Raw genomic sequence first — 16,914 nt, forward strand, 5'->3', positions numbered from 1 at the left:
CGACCATGTGCCGGAGACCGAGGAATACGGCATCTCCAGCACCGTCTTCCGGGCCACCCGGCCCTTCCATCCCGCCCGGCTGTGGGACTTCGTCGCCACAGACCTGGACACCGGGGCCTACGGCAGCGTCCTGCGCTCCAAAGGCTTCTTCTGGCTGGCCACCCGCCCGCGGGTAACCGGACTATGGTCACAGGCAGGCGCCGTCGCCCGGTTCGAGCCCTCCGGAGCACGGGACGGCCACAGCGAGGCCGGTGAAGCCGCCGAGCGCGGCCAGGAACTCGTCTTCATCGGCACCGGCCTGCGCCCCGCCGCCCTGCACCACGCGCTGTCAGCATGCCTGCTCACCGACGATGAGCAAGCGCTGGGCGCCCGAGGCTGGTCGGCCTGGGACGACCCCTTCCCCGCCTGGGAGACCTACGGCCTCGACGAGACGTGTGACCACGAGCACGGTCCACACGAGGCCGAACCCCTACCGGCGCACTGAAGCTCAGCACACTCGGCGGACTCCGAGCGGTGGACCACGTGCGAGGTCGGGCCGAGTCCAGTTCACCCCTCACACTGATCCACCATCGCTTTCCGACGAGGAGCCGATGATGAACGACCCTTACGAACGGTCAGCCGAGTACATCGACATCATGATCGCTGATGCGTGGGATGCCTTCGCCCCCTCACTGGCCGAGGCGCTGGGAGGTGTCGATGCCGTCGAGGGGACGATTGTCGATCTGGGTGCCGGTTCGGGGAGGGGCGTCCGCGCCGCGTGCGCCGCTCTCCCCGATGACTCCCCGGTCCTGGCCGTCGAACCCTCCCCGGCTCTGCGGGCGGTCCTGCTCGCCCGGGTCCACGAGGACGCGCGGCTACGCCGACGCGTCACCGTGGACTCGGGCGACGCCCTGAACACCCCACTCCCCGACAGCATCCGCGCCTTGCTGGCCATGAACATGATCGGACACCTCCCGCCGGGCCAGCGGCAGGAGTTGTGGGCAAGGGTCGCCCCACGCCTGGCCCCCGGGGGCCGCGTGATCCTCAATCTCGCCCCGCCGACCACACCCGCCCACGTCCCACCGTCCCTCATGGCGAACCTCGCCATGGGCGACCTCACCTACGAGGGCTGGGCGAGCGCCGAACCCAGCGGCGACCATCAGATCACCTGGCACATGACCTACCGCACCCTGCGACAGGGACGACCGCTGTCCGAAGTGACGGTGGAATACGCCTGGTGGGTGCTGGACGAACCGGAGCTGGCCCGGGAACTCGCCGAGCACGGGCTGTCCCTGCGCCCGGCCGGTCAACCCGATCTCGGTCTGTATGTCGCTTCCTTGGCGTCGGAAGGTTCCGAGTTCAAGGGTTGATATGATAATCATTTTCATCTAGCTTCTCTGGTGTACCCCCTCCCCTCCTTCTACGGGAACAGGGGACTTCCCCCTTCTCTAGCGACAACGGAGACCGGATGAGCCAGCCTGCACGTACCGACTCCGCACTTGAGCACGTCACCGACTACATCGCCGAGGTCCTCGGCACTCAACCGGCCCACATCGCTCCGGAGACCCCGCTGACGGCCCTGGGACTGGAGTCGTTCACCGCCGTACGGTTGCGCCGCAGAATCCGCGAACGCACCGGTCACGACCTCCCGTTGACCGCCTTCCTGGGAAACGCGGCCGCGAAGGATCTCGCGGCACGGTTGTCGGAGCGGACCGGCGGAGAAACCTCTCACGGCGATACGGCGCCAACTCCGGCTCCGGCTCCGGCGGCGGAGCCTTTCCCTCTGACCGCCATTCAGGAGTCCTACCTGGTCGGCCGGGAGGAAGGATTCGTCCTGGGCGGGGTCGCCACCTTCTACTACTACGAATACGACCGCCTCCCCCCGTCAGGTGATCCGGTCGAGGACGTGGCACGGCTCGAGGCCGCCTGGAACCGCCTCGTCGAGCACCACCCGATGCTGCGCATGATCGTGGATGACCGCGGCCATCAGCGTGTCCTGCCCTTCCCCGGCCCGTACCGTATCGGTGTCACCGACCTGCGTGACGCGTCCCAGGTCCAGGTGGCCGAGACACTCGCCACCCTGCGGTACGAGCGTTCCCATCAGGTGCGCCCCGCAGGACAGTGGCCGCTGTTCGATCTGCACGCGGCGTTCCTGCCCGACGGCCGCACCCGCCTCCATGTGGGCATCGACGTACTGGTCACCGACATGGCGGGCTGGATGCTGCTCATACGTCAGTGGGGACGGCTCCTCGCCAACCCCGCTCACCAACTCCCGGAGCCTCCCACCGACTTCGCCACCCTGCTCCGCGAGCAGGCCGCCTCCCCGGCATGGGCCGCCCGACGCGAACGGGACAGGGCTTACTGGGCGGTGCGCGCGGCGGACCTGCCGCCCTCGCCGCGACTGCCGGTACTCCGCGATCCCGCCTCCATCGAACCTCCCCGGTTCACCCGGCACGCCGGCGGGCTCACCGCCGCCGAGTGGCAGGCGCTGCGGGCCCGATGTTCCGAGCACGGCGTCACCCCGACCGCCGCGCTGCTGGCCGCCTTCGCCGTCATCCTCGGCCGGTGGGGCGCCGGAGAGCGGATCTGCCTCAACACCACGTTGTTCGACCGTCCCGACGAGCCCGAGGGCATCGAGCGGATCGTGGGCGACTTCACCACCACGGCTCTGGTGGCCACGCCCCGTTTCGACCCCGCTTCCTGGTCCGGGTTCACCGCATACGCCGCTGACCTCAACCACCGGTTCTGGGAGGACTTGGATCATCGCTCGGTCTCGGGCGTGGAGGTCCTGCGGGACCTCGGTCACACCGGCGGAACGCCGCCTTACCCGATCGTCTTCACCAGCGGCGTGGGGCTGTCCGGGGATGAGGGCCCCTCGGCGGCGTGGATCGGTGAGGAGGTCTTCGGCGTCTCACAGACCCCGCAGGTGCTGCTCGACCACATCGTGTGGGACGAGGGCGGGGCCCTGCGGATCGCCTGGGACGCCGTCGACGACGCGTTTCCCTCGGACTACGTCCCCGCCTTGCTCGCCTCCTACGTACGGCTCCTGCGCCGCCTGACGGATGCGACCGGCTGGAAGGACCCGGGGGTTGCATGGGACCCGTTCGTTCTCTCGGAGGACCCGCTCGACGTCACCCCGTTCCCCGACGCGGGACCGCTGCTGCACGACCCGGCCGCGGCCGCCGCCCGCCGGGACCCCGACCGCCCGGCCCTGCACAGCGGCAGTGGCACGACGACACACGGCCGTCTCGCCCAGAACGCCGCCGCCACCGCCGCCCTGCTCACCGCGCAGGGCGTGGGCCCCGGCGATCTGGTCGCAGTCGCCTGTGAGAAGGGTCCCGCCCAGGTCGCCGCCGTCCTGGCCGTCAACTCCTGCGGCGCGGGCTACCTGCCCGTCGAACCTTCCTGGCCCCAGGCCCGCATCGCCGCGGCCTGCGCCCGGGCCGGGATACGGCACGCCCTCGTCGGCCGGGGCGTGCGGGCCGGCTGGCCCGAGGACGTCACCGTGCACGGCCTCACCGCGGCGGGACGGCCCAGAGCCCGGCAGAAGGCGGAAGAGGCGGGCCGACCGGACGAACCCGGGCGCCCAGCCTCGGATTGCACGGCCTATGTCATCTTCACCTCGGGCTCCAGCGGCACACCCAAGGGCGTGGAGATCCAGCACCGTGCCGCGCGCACCACCATCGACGACGTGGTCGATCGCTTCGGCATCGAGGCCGAGGACCGTGTCCTGGCCCTCTCGGCGCTCAGCTTCGACCTGTCCGTCTTCGACATCTACGGTGTGCTCGGCGCGGGCGGTTCGCTGGTCCTGCCCGACCCCGCCCGGCAGCGCGATCCGCAGCACTGGCTCGAACTCGCCCACCGCCACGGCGTCACCGTCTGGAACACCGCGCCCGCGCTCCTGGAAATGCTCGTGGAGTACGCGGAAATCGAGCCGGAGGCGGCCACGGCGGCCCTCGGCGACCTGCGGTTGGTGATGCTCTCGGGCGACTGGATACCCCTGCCCCTTCCCGACCGGCTGCGCCGACTCGCCCCCCAGGCCCGCATCATGAGTCTGGGCGGGGCCACCGAGGCGTCCATCTGGTCCATCACCTACCCCGTCGGCGATATCGCCCCCCAGTGGCGCAGCATCCCCTACGGCCGAGCCCTGCGTGCCCAGTCCTTCCACATCCTCGACGAGAGGGGCGGCCCCTGCCCCGTCGGGGAACCCGGCGAGCTGTTCATCGGCGGCGACGGACTGGCCCGCGGCTACATCGGGGACCCGGAGCAGAGTGCCGCACGCTTCGCCCCCCATCCGGTCCTGGGGACGCGCCTGTACCGCACCGGGGACCTCGGACAGTGGCGCACCGACGGCACCATCGAGTTCCTGGGACGCGCCGACCGTCAGGTGAAGATCCGCGGGCACCGCATCGAACTGGGCGAGATTGAGGCGGTTCTGAGCCGCCACCCGGGCATCCGGCAATGCGTCGTGTCCTCGGTTCCCGGCCCGGACGACCGCCCGCGCCTGGTGGCGTACCTGGCGCCGAAGGGGTCGCAGGCCGCGCCGCCGACCGAAGAACTGACCCAGGCGCTGCGCGAACGGCTCCCCGACTACATGGTCCCGAGCCGGTTCGTCGTCCTTGAGGCACTGCCCGTCACGGCCAACGGCAAGATCGACCACGCGGCACTCAAGAACCCCTACAGGACCGACGAGGTGCCCACGGTCGAAGGGCCACCGGCCACGGTGCCTCCCCCGCAGGCCACTCCCGCCACGCCGTCGGCCGCCCCTCCCGCCATGGCATGGGCTGATTCGGCGGTCGCGGAAGCGGCCGCGCTCGGGCTGGAGACAGCGCTGGTCGTACGGCCCGGACGGCTCTCCCCGGCCGATGCACTCGCCGCGTCGGCGCGCTGGCTGGAGCGGATACGGGAGATCACCGCCGACAGCGACTCAGCATGGGAGGAACGTTTCCCCGCAGACGGCCTGGTACAGATCGCCTTGCGGACGCCCACCGTCGTCCCGGAAGGCACCGGCACGACTGCCAGTGCGCCGACAGCCGACCGCTCCGCCTCCCCAAGCGGCCGGACGTCGCCGCCACGCGAAACCGCCACGGACATTCTTCCGGTTGCCGACCCTGCCGTAACGGACGCGGTCGCCACGATCCTGGCCGACCTGACCGGTGGTCCGGTGGAGGCAGGCAGCACATTCACCTCGCTGGGAGCGACGTCTCTCACCCTCGTCCTCACTCATCGCAGGCTGCGCGAGAGCATCGCCCCCCGGCTCTCCCTCGCCGACATGTTCGAACACGCCACGGTGGCATCACTCGCTACCCACATCACCGGCCTTCGGCTCCCGGACCGTACTGAGGGCGGGGAAACGCCCGCCGTCCCCACGGCCCCCGTATCGACTCGCCTTTCCTCGCGCGTCGCCGCCCGTGCCCGGGCCCACGAGGTCGGCCGATGAGCGACGCTTCCGGCTCCGGCGAGCCGCTCATCGCCGTCACCGCCCTGGATTGCCGGTTCCCCGGCGCTCCCGACACCGAGGCATTCTGGGATCTGCTGGTCTCCGCACGCCACGGCCTGACCCGCCACTCCGAACGTGAACTGGCCGACCGCGGCGTGCCGCGGCGGCTGCGCACTCATCCCGCGTATGTGCCGGTTGGCGGGGTCATCGACAGCCAAGACCGGTTCGACCCGGTCCCCTTCGGGATCGGCGACTTTGAGGCCGCCCTCATGGACCCGCAGCAGCGGCTGTTCCTGGAAGCGTGCTCGCGTGCCCTGGAACGAGCCGGACACGGCGGCGGAACCGGCGCGGGAGCCGTCGGCGTGTTCGCTGGCTCGGCCCACAGCGACTATCTGATGCACAACCTCGCCCACCGCTACAACGTCGCGGCCACGGACCCGGTCGGCAGCCTCCAGACGGCCATGGCCACCGTGCCCGACTATCTGCCGCTGCACGTGGCCCATCGCCTGGACCTGACCGGGCCGGCGGTCGCGGTCGGCAGCACCTGCTCCACCTCGCTGGTCGCCGTGCACCTGGCCGTGCAGTCGCTGCTGTCCGGCGAGTGCGACACCGCGCTTGCCGGGGGTATCTCCCTGATCGTGCCTCAAGGGCACGGCTATCTGCACGTGCCCGACGGCATCTTCTCCGCCGACGGGCGGGTGCGCACGTTCTCCGCCGACGGCACCGGGATCGTCCATACGCAGGGCGTGGGCGTCGCCGTCCTGCGCCGTCTCGAAGATGCCCTCGCCGACGGTGACCCGGTGCTCGCGGTGGTGTGCGGCTCCGCCGTCAACAATGACGGCGCCGACAAAACCGGTTTCACCGCGCCCTCACCGCGCGGCCAGGCCCGGGTGATCTCCGAAGCGCTCACCGTGGCCGGCCTGGATCCACACCAGGTGGGCTACGTGGAGGCGCACGGCACGGCGACCCGGCTCGGCGATCTCGTCGAACTCACTGCTCTGCGCCGGGTGTTCGGACAAAATGGGCCCGCCTGGTGTGCTCTCGGCTCGGTGAAGAGCAACATCGGCCACGCCAACTCGGCTGCCGGGATCGCCGGATTCGCCAAGACCGTGCTCGCCCTGCACCATGGAGTCCTCCCGGCCACCCTCGACGCCACACCGCTCAATCCCGACCTCGAGCTGGACGATTCGCCGTTCACGGTCGTCGATCGGACGACGGAATGGCCCGGGTCGCGTTACGCCGGCGTCAGCTCCTTCGGCATAGGCGGCACCAACTGCCATGTGCTGCTCGGCAGCGCACCCCCGCGACCGGCGGCCGAACCCGATCCGCGACCGCAGCTGATGATGCTGTCCGCGCACGGCGACGACGCCCTGGCACGCACCGTGGCCCAGACCGCGGACGCCCTGGACGCGGCGGGCGACCTGCCGGTGGCGGACGCCTCGTTCACCCTGCACACCGGTCGTACGCCGTTGCCGCACCGCGCCGCGGCGGTCGTCACGGGCAACCCCTCCGACGACGGCCGCGCCCTGCGGACCGCACAACACCGTACGGCGGCGGCCCCGGTCCCCCGGATCGTGCTGGCCTTCCCCGGGGGCGGCGCCCCGTACCCGGGGATGGGGCGTGAACTTCTGGTGGACGAGCCCGTGTTCGCCCAGACCGTCGAGGAGTGCGCCGCCCTGTTCGACGGCGACGGCGCTCCCCCGTTGGCCGATCTGCTCCTGGCTGACCGTGATGACGAGGAGGCCGTACGGCTCGTCCACGATCCCGCGTACGGCTTCCCGGCGCTGTTCACTGTCTCCCTCGCCACCGCGCGCGTCCTGCACGCGTGGGGGCTGCGGCCGGACGCGGTGGTAGGGCACAGCGTCGGCGAGTATTCCGCCGCGGTGGTCGCCGGAGCCCTGAGCACGGCCGACGCCGCCGCGTTGGTGAAGGTCCGCTCCCGGGGCATGTCCCGTACTGCCGGGGGCGGGGCGATGCTCACCGTGCCGTTCGCCGAGAAGGACGTCACAGCCCTGCTGGCGGCCCATCCCGGGCTGGACCTGGCCGCCGTGAACGCCCCGGAGTCCTGTGTTGTCTCCGGCCCAGAAGCCGCGGTGACGGCTGTGGAGACACAGCTGTCCGCCGACGGAGTGCGCGTCGCGCGTGTGCGTCTGGCTGCCGCCGCGCACTCCCGGCTCGTCGATCCTGTCCTGCCCGAACTGCGGGCCGCCGCCTCGACGGTGGACGCGCGGGCGCCCCGTATCCCCCTGGCCTCCACGCTCACCGGCCGCTACCTCGACAGCCCGCCCGGCGCGGACCACTGGGCGTCCCATCTGCGGTCCCCGGTCCGCTTCTCCGACGCGCTGACGGCCCTGCTGGGGGATGGCCCCACCATCGTCGTGCAGACCGGGCCCGGTGACGGACTGCTGCACCTCGCCCGCCGCCACCACTCGCCGAACCTCGTCACGACCCTCAGCACGTTCCCCGGCCAGGAGGAAAGCGGCGGTGAACGGGCGGCGCTGCTGACCGCAGCGGGCGAGCTGTGGACCCGTGGCGCCCAGCTCGATCCCGAGGCCCTGCACCGGCCCGGTCGACGGCGCGTCGCCCTGCCGGGCCGTCCCTTCGCACGCCGCAGGCTGTGGATCGATCCGCCCGCGCCACAGGCTGCCGTGACGCACGCACTGGACGGCCCGGACGAGGACGAGCCGTTCCACGTGCCCTCGTGGCGCCGCGCACCGGCGCTGGACGGCGCACCGTCGCTCGAGGGCCGTTGGCTGGTGGACGGCCCGGAAGACCATCCGGTCGTCGACGCGGTACGCGCGGAACTGGCCGCAGCCGGGGCATCGCCCATCAGCCCCGCCGACGTGGCCGCCGCCCCCTCGATTCCCTGTGCTGGAGTGATCGCGCTCGATCTGTCCGACGGTGACGCCACCCCCACCGACCGGGTGGCCGACGGGGTGCTGCGCCACGCCGAACTGGCCCGGCTCATCGCCCCGTGGGCGGACCGGGCCTGCCTGCTGCACGTCAGCCGCACGGCCCAGCAGGTGGAGAGCGCCGACCACCCCGATCCGGGCGGCGCGGCAGCCACGGCCGTCCCGCGTGTTCTGGCACAGGAGTTCCCCGGCCTGCGCTGGCGGAACCTCGACCTCCCGTCCGACGAGCGGCCCGCGGCCTGCGCACGGGCCGTATGCGAGGAGGCGGCGGAACTGTCGTACGGGGGACGGAACGGGATAGAGGCCGCACTGCGCGGCGGACACCGCTGGATACGCTCCCTGACCCCGTGGCAGCCCCGTCCCCCCAAGGGACGCGACGGTGCGGCACCGGGCACCGCCGTGCTGATCGGCGGGCTGGGGGATGTCGGCCTGGCCATGGCCGGACACCTGGCGGAGGCCGGGTGGCGCGTAGTGGTCACCGGGCGCACCGGGCTGGCGCCCGATCCCGCGCCGGACAGCCGGGATGCGGAACGGACCGCCGCGGTAGCACGGCTGACGGATCGCGGGCTCCAGGTCGAGGTACGGGCGGTCGACGCCGGTGACAGGGCGGCCACCGCGGCGCTGCTGCGGGAGGTGGCCGAGCGACACGGCGGTGTCGCCCTCGTCGTGCACGGCGCCGGGGTGGTGGCATCAGCGGAGGTGGCGCCGCTGCGGTCCGTCGATCCGGACGTGGTGCGGGCGCACGCGCGCGCCAAGGTCGCGGGCGCGGAGGCGCTGCGCGCGGCTCTGGAGGAGTTGCCCGAGGACAGGCGACCCGCCACCGTCCTGCTGATGTCGTCGGCGACGACCGTCGTCGGCGGCCTGGGGATCGCGCCGTACGCCGCCGCCAACCGCTATCTGGACGCGCTGGCCGAGCAGCTGGGCGCGGCAAACGGTGGTACGCGCTGGATCAGCGTCGCCTGGGACGCCTGGCGGGTCGGACCGGACGGGGGCGAACGGACCGTGGCCGCACGGCACTCCATCGGCCTTCGGGACGGCATGCGCTCCGTGGACCGGCTCCTCGCCCTGGCCACCGGCGGCCGAGCACCCGCATGGGTAGCCGTCTCCCCCGCCGACCTGGACACGCGCACCTCCGGCACACCGGCCGAGGGCCACCGGCCCGCGGCGGACGGCGCCCCGGGGGACGGGGCGAACAGCGGCAGAGCTCCCCGGGGCGGCCCGGAGCTGACGATGGCCGGACTGTGGTCGGACCTGCTGGGGTTCCCGGTCCTCGACCGGGACGCGGACTTCTTCACCCTCGGCGGCCATTCCCTGCTGGCCACCCGGATGCTGGCCCGGCTCCGCGACGAGCACGGCGTCGAGCTGCGACTCCAAGACCTGCTGTCGCACCCGACCGTCGCCGCGCTGGCGGCGCTGCTGCCGGACGGAGCGGCCCCGGCGCCCACCCCGCGTCCGGCGGGCTCCGGCGAGGAACACCACCGCGACACCGAGCACGACGCCGACGGGCCGCGGGAGTTCCCGCTCACTCGGGTGCAGCACGCGTACTGGGTAGGCGGCTCGGGCGGCTACCGGCTGGGGGACGTGCCCTGCTCGTTCCATCTGGAACACGACTGCCCCGGTCTGGACATGGCCCGTTACGAGGACGCCTGGAACCGCGTGATCGCCCGCCACCCGATGCTGCGCGCGATCGTCACACCCGAGGGCCGCAACAGGATTCTCGACCGGGTACCCCGCTACCGCATCCGCGTGCGGGACCTTTCCGGGCTCGGCAACGAGGAACGCGCCGACAAGCTCGCCCGCATCAGGGAAACCATGGTCCACCGCGAGCCCCGGCCCGGCCGGTGGCCCCTGGTCGACATCCGCGCCGCCCGCCTGCCCGGCGGGGTCGTACGGCTCTTCCTCAACGTGGACGTGCTCGTCTGCGACACCGCCAGCTTCCTGATCTGGGACCGCGAACTGCGCACCCTGTACGAGGACCCCGGCGCGCGGCTCCCGGCCATCGGAACGACGTTCGCCGACTGCGTCGCCGCCCTGGAGGAACGCGCGCAGGGCCCGGCGCGGGAGCGGGCCGCCGCCTACTGGCGGACCAGACTCGACACCCTGCCCGGCACACCGGACCTCCCGGTACACCATCCTCAGTCGGAAACACCGGGCACGCCCATGGCTCAGCCCCGCTTCGCCCGGCGCGGCGCCCGGCTGGAGCCCGACCAGTGGCAGGCGCTCAAGGCCGAGGCGGCGCGGCGCGGCCTCACCCCCACCGCGGTCCTGCTCGCGGCGTACGCTGACGCGCTCGCCGCCTGGTCCGGGCAGGGGCGGTTCGCCATCACGCTGACGCTGTTCGACCGGCCGGAGGTGCACCGGGATGTCGACCTGGTGGTCGGGGACTTCACCTCCCTGATGCTCCACGAGGTGGACCGCTCCCGGCCCGGCAGCTTCGCCGACGACGCCACCCAGGCCCAGCGCACGCTCTTCCGCGACCTGGACCACCGCGAGTTCTCCGCCCTGGACCTGCTGGCCGAGAAGTCCTCGCGCGAGGGACACACCGCATCCGTGCCCGTGGTCTTCACCAGCGCCCTGGGGCTGGCCGGACCGCTGGCCGGCGGGCACGACCTGGACTGGGCGGGCACCCCCGTGTACGGCGCGAGCAGCACCCCGCAGACCTGGCTGGACCACCAGGTGATCGAGCAGCACGGCGCATTGCTCATGCAGTGGGACGTACTGGAGAGCGTGCTGCCCGCCGACGAGGCGGACCGGGCGTTCGCCGGATACATCGCTGCGGTGGGACGGCTGGCCACCGATCCCTCGGCGTGGGACATGGCGCGCGAACCACGTCCGGCCATGCCACGGCTTCCGGCCGCGGCCACGGTTCGACAGGACCCGGGCGAGACAGCACTGTTGCTGCGCGACGGCGACGGCGACCGCCCACTGTTCCTCATGCATCCGTCCGGCGGCGATGTGCTCTGCTACGGCGACATCGCCCGGCTGCTCGAGGACGGTCGGCCGCTGGTGGCCCTCACCGACCCCGCGCTGACCGGTGGCACCGGCCCGGCGGACATCCCGGCGATGGCCGACCGCTACCTGTCGGCCGTGCGCGCCTACCAGCCGCACGGGCCGTACCTGCTCGGTGGCTGGTCCATGGGCGGCACCGTGGCCCATGAGATGGCCTGCGCGCTGGAGCGACGCGGGGAGCGCACCGACCTCCTCGTGATGATCGACTCCAATACCCCGGACCGGATCAGGCCGCTGGGCGGAGCCGACCCCCGGGAGGACACCGCCATCGCCGCCCTCCGCTATCTGCACTCGCTGGAGGCGTTCCTCGGCCTGGAGCTCGTCCCGGACCTCGGGCTCGGGCCAGACGGCGGGAACGACCTGCTCGAACTCTCCCACGGCGAACTCCTCGCCACGGTCACCGAGCGGATGCGCCGGGCCGGGCTGGTCGGCCCGAGGGACACCGCCGACACACGGCTGGCCGTCTTCGAACGACATCTGCGCGCGCTGGGCGACCACCGCGCAGGACACCTGTCCGACCCGGATACCCGGCTGCTGCTCGTACGGGCCTCCCAGCCGTCCCCCCGCAACGCGGCGGTGGGCATGGGCGTCGACGACGCCTCCGACCTGCCCGCCCTCGGCTGGCGGCCCCATGCGGCGGGCCCCGTCGAGGAGGCCGTCGTCGAGGGCCACCACTACTCGCTGCTCACCGGCAACGCCGTCAAAACGATCGTCTCCTTGCTGGACCGGGCACTCGCGGCCCTCGCCTCCCGCTGACTCATCCGCCTCTTCGATCGGACGAACCATGCGCAACTCCTCGCTGCCCAGACGCGGGCCGCGGACCGCCTTCCTCGCCTTCGCCTCTGCCGCGTCCCTGCTGCTCGCCGGATGCGGCTCCGACGCCGGGCCCGGCACACCCGACGACGCCTCCGCACATCCCGTCGACGGCGGCACCCTGCGCTACGTGGTCGCGGGCTCCCCCGCCACCACGAGCGACGACCCGCACGGCGGGCTCGGCAACGAATCCGACGTCATGCGATTCGCCCTCACCTACGACGTGCTCACGGTCCCGGGGGCGAACGGCGAGCCGCGGCCACGGCTCGCCGTGTCCTGGAAGCCGAACAAGGCCCTTGACCGGTGGACGTTCCGACTGCGCGAGAACGCCGAGTTCACCGACGGACGGCCGGTACGCGCCAAGGACGTGCTGTACTCACTGACCCGGATCGCCAAGAAGGCCGCCGAGAACTACGGACGGCTGGCCGACTTCGACCTGAAGTCCTCCACCGCGCCCGACGACCACACCGTCGTGCTCGCCACCCGCGCCCCGATGGCCGAGGCCCCCAAGGCCCTGGAATCCATCAGCTTCGTGGTGCCCGCCGGCACCACCGACTTCTCCAAACCCGGACCCGGCTCGGGCCCCTACCGAGTGGCCGGGACCGACGCCCAGACCGCCGTCCTCACCCGCAACAAGGAATGGTGGGGCACGCGGCCGCACCTGGACCGCATCGAGATCCGCGCGGTCGCCGACCCACAGGCCCGCGCCTCGGCCGTGACATCCGGCCAGGCGGATGTCGCGGGCAGCGTGAGCCCGGCCGCCGTGAAAAGCGCCAAGTCCTCCTCCCCGGTGCGAGTCGTCACCCGTCAGGGCGTCACCGCATACCCATTCATCATGCGGCTGGACACCAAGCCGTTCGACAACCTCAAGGTCCGTGAAGCGTTCCGGCTCGCCGCCGACCGCAAGGCGCTGGTCGACACCGTCTTCCTCGGCTACGGCCGGATCGCCAACGACCTGCCCACCCCCTACGACCCGTCGTACCCCAAGGACCTCAAGCAGCGCACCAGGGACGTGGCCCGCGCGAAACGGCTGCTGAAGGAGGCCGGCCACGCCCACGGGCTGAAGCTCACCCTGCACACCACGACCTCGTACCCGGGCATGGACACCGCGGCCACCCTGTACGCCAAGCAGCTCGCGGACATCGGCGTTGATGCCGAGGTCAAGGTGGAGCCCGCGGACACCTACTGGACGAAGATCTACGCCAAGAAGGACTTCTACACCGGCTACTACGGCGGGATCTCCTTCGCCGACCTGGTGCGCGTCGGTCTGCTCAGCGACTCCCCCACCAACGAGACCGTGTGGCACAGCCGGACATTCGACACCGGTTTCACCCAGGCCATGGGGACGCTGGACTCCAGGGCACGCAACGCCGCGCTGGCGCGTATCCAAAAGGAGCTGTGGCGGGACGGCGGATACGTGGTGTGGGGCACCGGAGACGGCCTGGACCTGGCGGCGCCCGGTGTACATGGCCTACCCGACGGGCCTGGCTTCCAGCGGATGTTCATCGACCGCGCCTGGAAGGCGAAATGATCCCGCGCGCTCTCCTCCGCACCGCGCTGCTCGCCGTCGCGGCCACGGCCGTGGTCTTCGCCGCCACCGAAATCCTGCCGGGCGACGTGGGGGACGTACGGGGCACGGGGCGGGCGTCCGAGGAGGACGTGGCACGTGAGCGGGAGCGGCTCGGCCTGGATGTGCCCGCGCCCTTCCGGTATCTGCGGTGGCTGGGGCACCTGGTCCGGGGCGATCTGGGCCAGTCGCTGGCGAGCGGCAGGCCGGTGGCCGGTCTGCTTGCGGAGCGGCTGCCCGCGACGGCCGCGCTCGTCGTCGCGACGCTGACCGTCACGGTGGCGCTCACCGCGCTCGCGCTGGCCGTGGGGTTTCTGCGCGGGGGCCGGGGCGGGACGCTCGCGCCCGGACTGGCCGCCGTACCGCAGGCCGTGTACGCGGCCGTGCTGGGCGCGGTTATGTCCGGAGTGCTGGGCTGGCTGCCCGCCGTGTCGCCGCTTGCGCCCGGGAGTTCACCCTGGGCGCAGCCGCGGGCGCTGGTTCTGCCCGCCCTGACCCTGGCGCTGCCGTCGGCGGCCTTCGCCACCGTCCTGCTGCGCGGTGCGCTCACCGACGTGCTGCGCCTGCCGCACGTCGCCGACGCGCGGACGCGGGGGCTGCCGGCGTGGCTGGTCCTGTGCCGGCATGTGGCGCCGTTCCTGCTGGTGCCCTCGGTGCAGGTGCTGGCGCTGATGACCGGATGGCTGACGGCCGGGACCGCCCTGGTGGAGACGGTATACAGCTATCCGGGCATGGGCGGTCTCCTGGTCTCATCGGTGGCCGTGCGCGACGTCCCCGTCGTCCAGGCTGCTGCTCTGATACCCGCTCTTGTCGTACTGCTCGGCATGCCGATGGCAGATCTGCTGGACCCGGCGGGCCCTCATCGGCCGGGCCGTTCTCGCCCGGTGGCCCCGGTCGCGACGGCGGGTGGCGCAGCATGATCCGCATGCGGCTGGACCGGGGCCTGGCCGTGCCCGGCGCGGCGGTGGCATTCGTCGCCCTGGTGCTGCTGGGGCGGCATCTCGCACCGTACGATCCGGAGCGGCCGGTGGCCGGCCCGTGGTCGCCCCCGTCCAGCAGGCTGCCACTTGGCGCCGACGCGCTGGGGCGCGACGTACTCTCCCGGGTCGTCTCCGGCGGCGCGCGGCTGCTCACCGTCTCACTCGCCGCGTCCGCCGCGGCACTGCTGTGCGGCGTGGCCCTCGGACTGGCCGCGGGGTGGGGCGCGGCGGCGGTGGGCCGGGTCGTGCGCTGGGTCTGCGATCTGCTGCTGGCCGTTCCCGCCCTGATCCTCGCCCTGGTCCTGGCCGTGGCGCTGCCCGGTGCCACGGCGGTCGTGGTCGCCTCCGTGCTCAGCGGTGCGCCGCTGACCGCGCGCGTGGTGGGGGCCCGGTGTGCGGAGGTGCGGGACAGCGGCTATGTACGGTCCGCCATCGAACGCGGCGAGCGGACGCCGACGGTCCTGGTGCGTGAACTCCTTCCGGCGATGAGTGGCCTGATCGCGGCCGACGCGGGACTGCGGCTGGTCACCGCGCTCCAGCTGGCCACCGCCCTCGCGGTCCTCGGCCTCGGTCCGCAGCCGCCCGCACCGGACTGGGCCTTGATGCTGAGCGAGAACCTGCCGGGCGCGTCGCTCAATCCCGCGGCGCTGCTCGCCCCTGCCGTGCCACTCGCCCTGACCGCCTGGCTGCTGGCCTCGGCGGCCCGCGCCGCAGGCCGCCGTATGGGGGGTGTGGCATGACCGCGAAGGGCACGGCCCTGCTGGAGGCCAGCGGCCTGACGGTGTGCCGTGCTGAGGACGGCTCGGTGCTGTTGGACAGCGCGGATCTACGGGTGGGCCCCGGGGAGGTACTCGCCATCACCGGGCCATCCGGGGCGGGCAAGAGCACACTGCTGCACGCGCTGATGGACACCCTCCCGGCGAGGCTGCGCCGCTCAGCGGGAACGGTGCGCTGGCACGGCGATGTGGTCCCATCCGGAGCCGGTGGCCGCCGCTGGCGGCGAGGCCACTGCGGGTACGTCGGCCAGGACCCGGCCCTGGCACTCCATCCGCGCTGGCGAGTGGAACGGATCGTGGGCGAGGAGTTGGCCGGGCCCCGTACGGAACGGGCGCGGCTCGTTCGCGAGTCGCTGGAACTCCTCGGCCTGGATGAGGAGTTCGCGCATCGGCGGGTGCGCGAGCTGTCCGGCGGCCAGGCGCAGCGCGTCGCGCTGGCCCGTGCGCTGGCCGCCGGGCCGAGCCTCCTGCTGCTGGACGAGCCCACCTCCGCCATGGACCGGGACACGGCAGAGCGGGTGATCGAGGTGGTACGCGCCCGGCGCGGTGCACCGGACCGGTGCACCGTCCTGGTGACCCACGACCCCGGACTGGTCTCCCAACTCGCCGATCACGAGCTGCGGCTGTCACCACCCTCGACCGCGGCTCCGGTGCCCGCCGGGCCACTCGGGAGCGGGCCACGGATCGGGGAGCCGCAGTCCCGTGGCAACGGCGCTCTGCTGGCCGCCCGGGGCCTCCGGGTGATCCGGCCGGACGGCGAATCGCTGATCAAGGGGGCCGATCTCAACCTGGTGCCGGGCCAGTTGGCCACGGTGCTGGGCCCCTCCGGCAGTGGCAAGACCAGCCTGCTGTACGCCCTGGCCGGTCGCCGCCCCGCCGCCAATGGCCAAGTACTGCTGCACGGACGTGCGCTCGCGCCGGAGGCCCACCGCCGCGGCCGAGACGAGCTGCGTGCCGTCCAGCTCGTAGGCCAGCATCCCGCCGGAGAACTCAACCCGGCGCATCGGATCGGCCGTGCGGTGGCCCGCCCGCTGCGGGTGCTGCACGGCCTCGACGCACCCGACTCGGCCGCCACCGTGACGGAACTCCTGGCCGCCGTCGGGCTCACCGCGGACCTGGCGGGCCACCGCCCGCACCGGCTGTCCGGGGGCCAGCGGCAGCGGGCCGCGCTCGCGCGCGCCCTGGCCGCCCGCCCGGACGTCCTGCTGCTGGACGAGCCCACCTCGGCGCTCGACGCGGCGTCCGTGCGGATCGTGCTCGATCTGCTCGACCGGCTCCGGGCCGATGGCATGGCTGTGCTCGCGGTCACACACGACCCCACCGTGGCGGAGCGCGCGGACCACGTGCTGCACCTGCGCGGCGGCCGGCTCGTGCCCCACGGTCCGGTTGATCCGCTTCCCACCGTCACTGGACGAACGTCATGACCGAACAAAGCGAA

Annotated in this window: 8 protein-coding genes; all 8 read left to right on the plus strand. The window is 72.6% G+C overall.

The window, feature by feature from the left end; translation table 11 throughout:
* Nucleotides 1-484: GTP-binding protein (locus EEJ42_RS03265; RefSeq protein WP_148081835.1), on the plus strand; the 484-nt coding region annotated here is incomplete at its 5' end.
* Nucleotides 485-590: 106 nt separating this feature from the next.
* On the plus strand, nt 591-1,349 hold the full coding sequence (locus tag EEJ42_RS03270; protein WP_221179311.1) for a class I SAM-dependent methyltransferase: 759 nt from the start codon (nt 591-593) through the stop codon (nt 1,347-1,349).
* A 98-nt stretch (nt 1,350-1,447) separates the two neighbouring features.
* Complete coding sequence (locus tag EEJ42_RS03275) at nt 1,448-5,419, plus strand: non-ribosomal peptide synthetase (protein WP_123098522.1); 3,972 nt, start codon at nt 1,448-1,450, stop codon at nt 5,417-5,419.
* Complete coding sequence (locus EEJ42_RS03280) at nt 5,416-12,096, plus strand: type I polyketide synthase (RefSeq protein WP_123098523.1); 6,681 nt, start codon at nt 5,416-5,418, stop codon at nt 12,094-12,096. The genes EEJ42_RS03275 and EEJ42_RS03280 overlap by 4 nt, the downstream gene beginning before the upstream one ends.
* Nucleotides 12,097-12,124: 28 nt before the next feature.
* Entirely contained in the window at nt 12,125-13,684 is a 1,560-nt protein-coding gene (locus tag EEJ42_RS03285; protein ID WP_123098524.1) for an ABC transporter substrate-binding protein, read from the plus strand.
* Nucleotides 13,681-14,640 (plus strand): ABC transporter permease, encoded by a 960-nt coding sequence (locus EEJ42_RS03290; protein WP_123098525.1) that lies wholly within the window; start codon nt 13,681-13,683, stop codon nt 14,638-14,640. Before EEJ42_RS03285 ends, EEJ42_RS03290 begins: the two co-directional genes overlap by 4 nt.
* Nucleotides 14,641-14,645: 5 nt before the next feature.
* Entirely contained in the window at nt 14,646-15,440 is a 795-nt protein-coding gene (locus EEJ42_RS03295) for an ABC transporter permease (protein ID WP_221179312.1), read from the plus strand.
* Nucleotides 15,437-16,900 (plus strand): ABC transporter ATP-binding protein, encoded by a 1,464-nt coding sequence (locus tag EEJ42_RS03300; protein WP_123098527.1) that lies wholly within the window; start codon nt 15,437-15,439, stop codon nt 16,898-16,900. Before EEJ42_RS03295 ends, EEJ42_RS03300 begins: the two co-directional genes overlap by 4 nt.
* Nucleotides 16,901-16,914 lie beyond the last annotated feature (14 nt).

Origin of the sequence: Streptomyces botrytidirepellens (genome assembly GCF_003721215.1) — a bacterium.
Classification (GTDB): domain Bacteria; phylum Actinomycetota; class Actinomycetes; order Streptomycetales; family Streptomycetaceae; genus Streptomyces; species Streptomyces himastatinicus.

What these genes read in the sequence shown, in the direction of transcription:
- EEJ42_RS03275 (WP_123098522.1), top strand. Translation starts at nt 1,448, where the DNA reads ATGAGCCAGCCTGCACGTACCGACTCCGCACTTGAGCACGTCACCGAC.
- EEJ42_RS03300 (WP_123098527.1), top strand. Translation starts at nt 15,437, where the DNA reads ATGACCGCGAAGGGCACGGCCCTGCTGGAGGCCAGCGGCCTGACGGTG.
- EEJ42_RS03290 (WP_123098525.1), top strand. Translation starts at nt 13,681, where the DNA reads ATGATCCCGCGCGCTCTCCTCCGCACCGCGCTGCTCGCCGTCGCGGCC.
- EEJ42_RS03295 (WP_221179312.1), top strand. Translation starts at nt 14,646, where the DNA reads ATGCGGCTGGACCGGGGCCTGGCCGTGCCCGGCGCGGCGGTGGCATTC.
- EEJ42_RS03280 (WP_123098523.1), top strand. Translation starts at nt 5,416, where the DNA reads ATGAGCGACGCTTCCGGCTCCGGCGAGCCGCTCATCGCCGTCACCGCC.
- EEJ42_RS03285 (WP_123098524.1), top strand. Translation starts at nt 12,125, where the DNA reads ATGCGCAACTCCTCGCTGCCCAGACGCGGGCCGCGGACCGCCTTCCTC.
- EEJ42_RS03270 (WP_221179311.1), top strand. Translation starts at nt 591, where the DNA reads ATGATGAACGACCCTTACGAACGGTCAGCCGAGTACATCGACATCATG.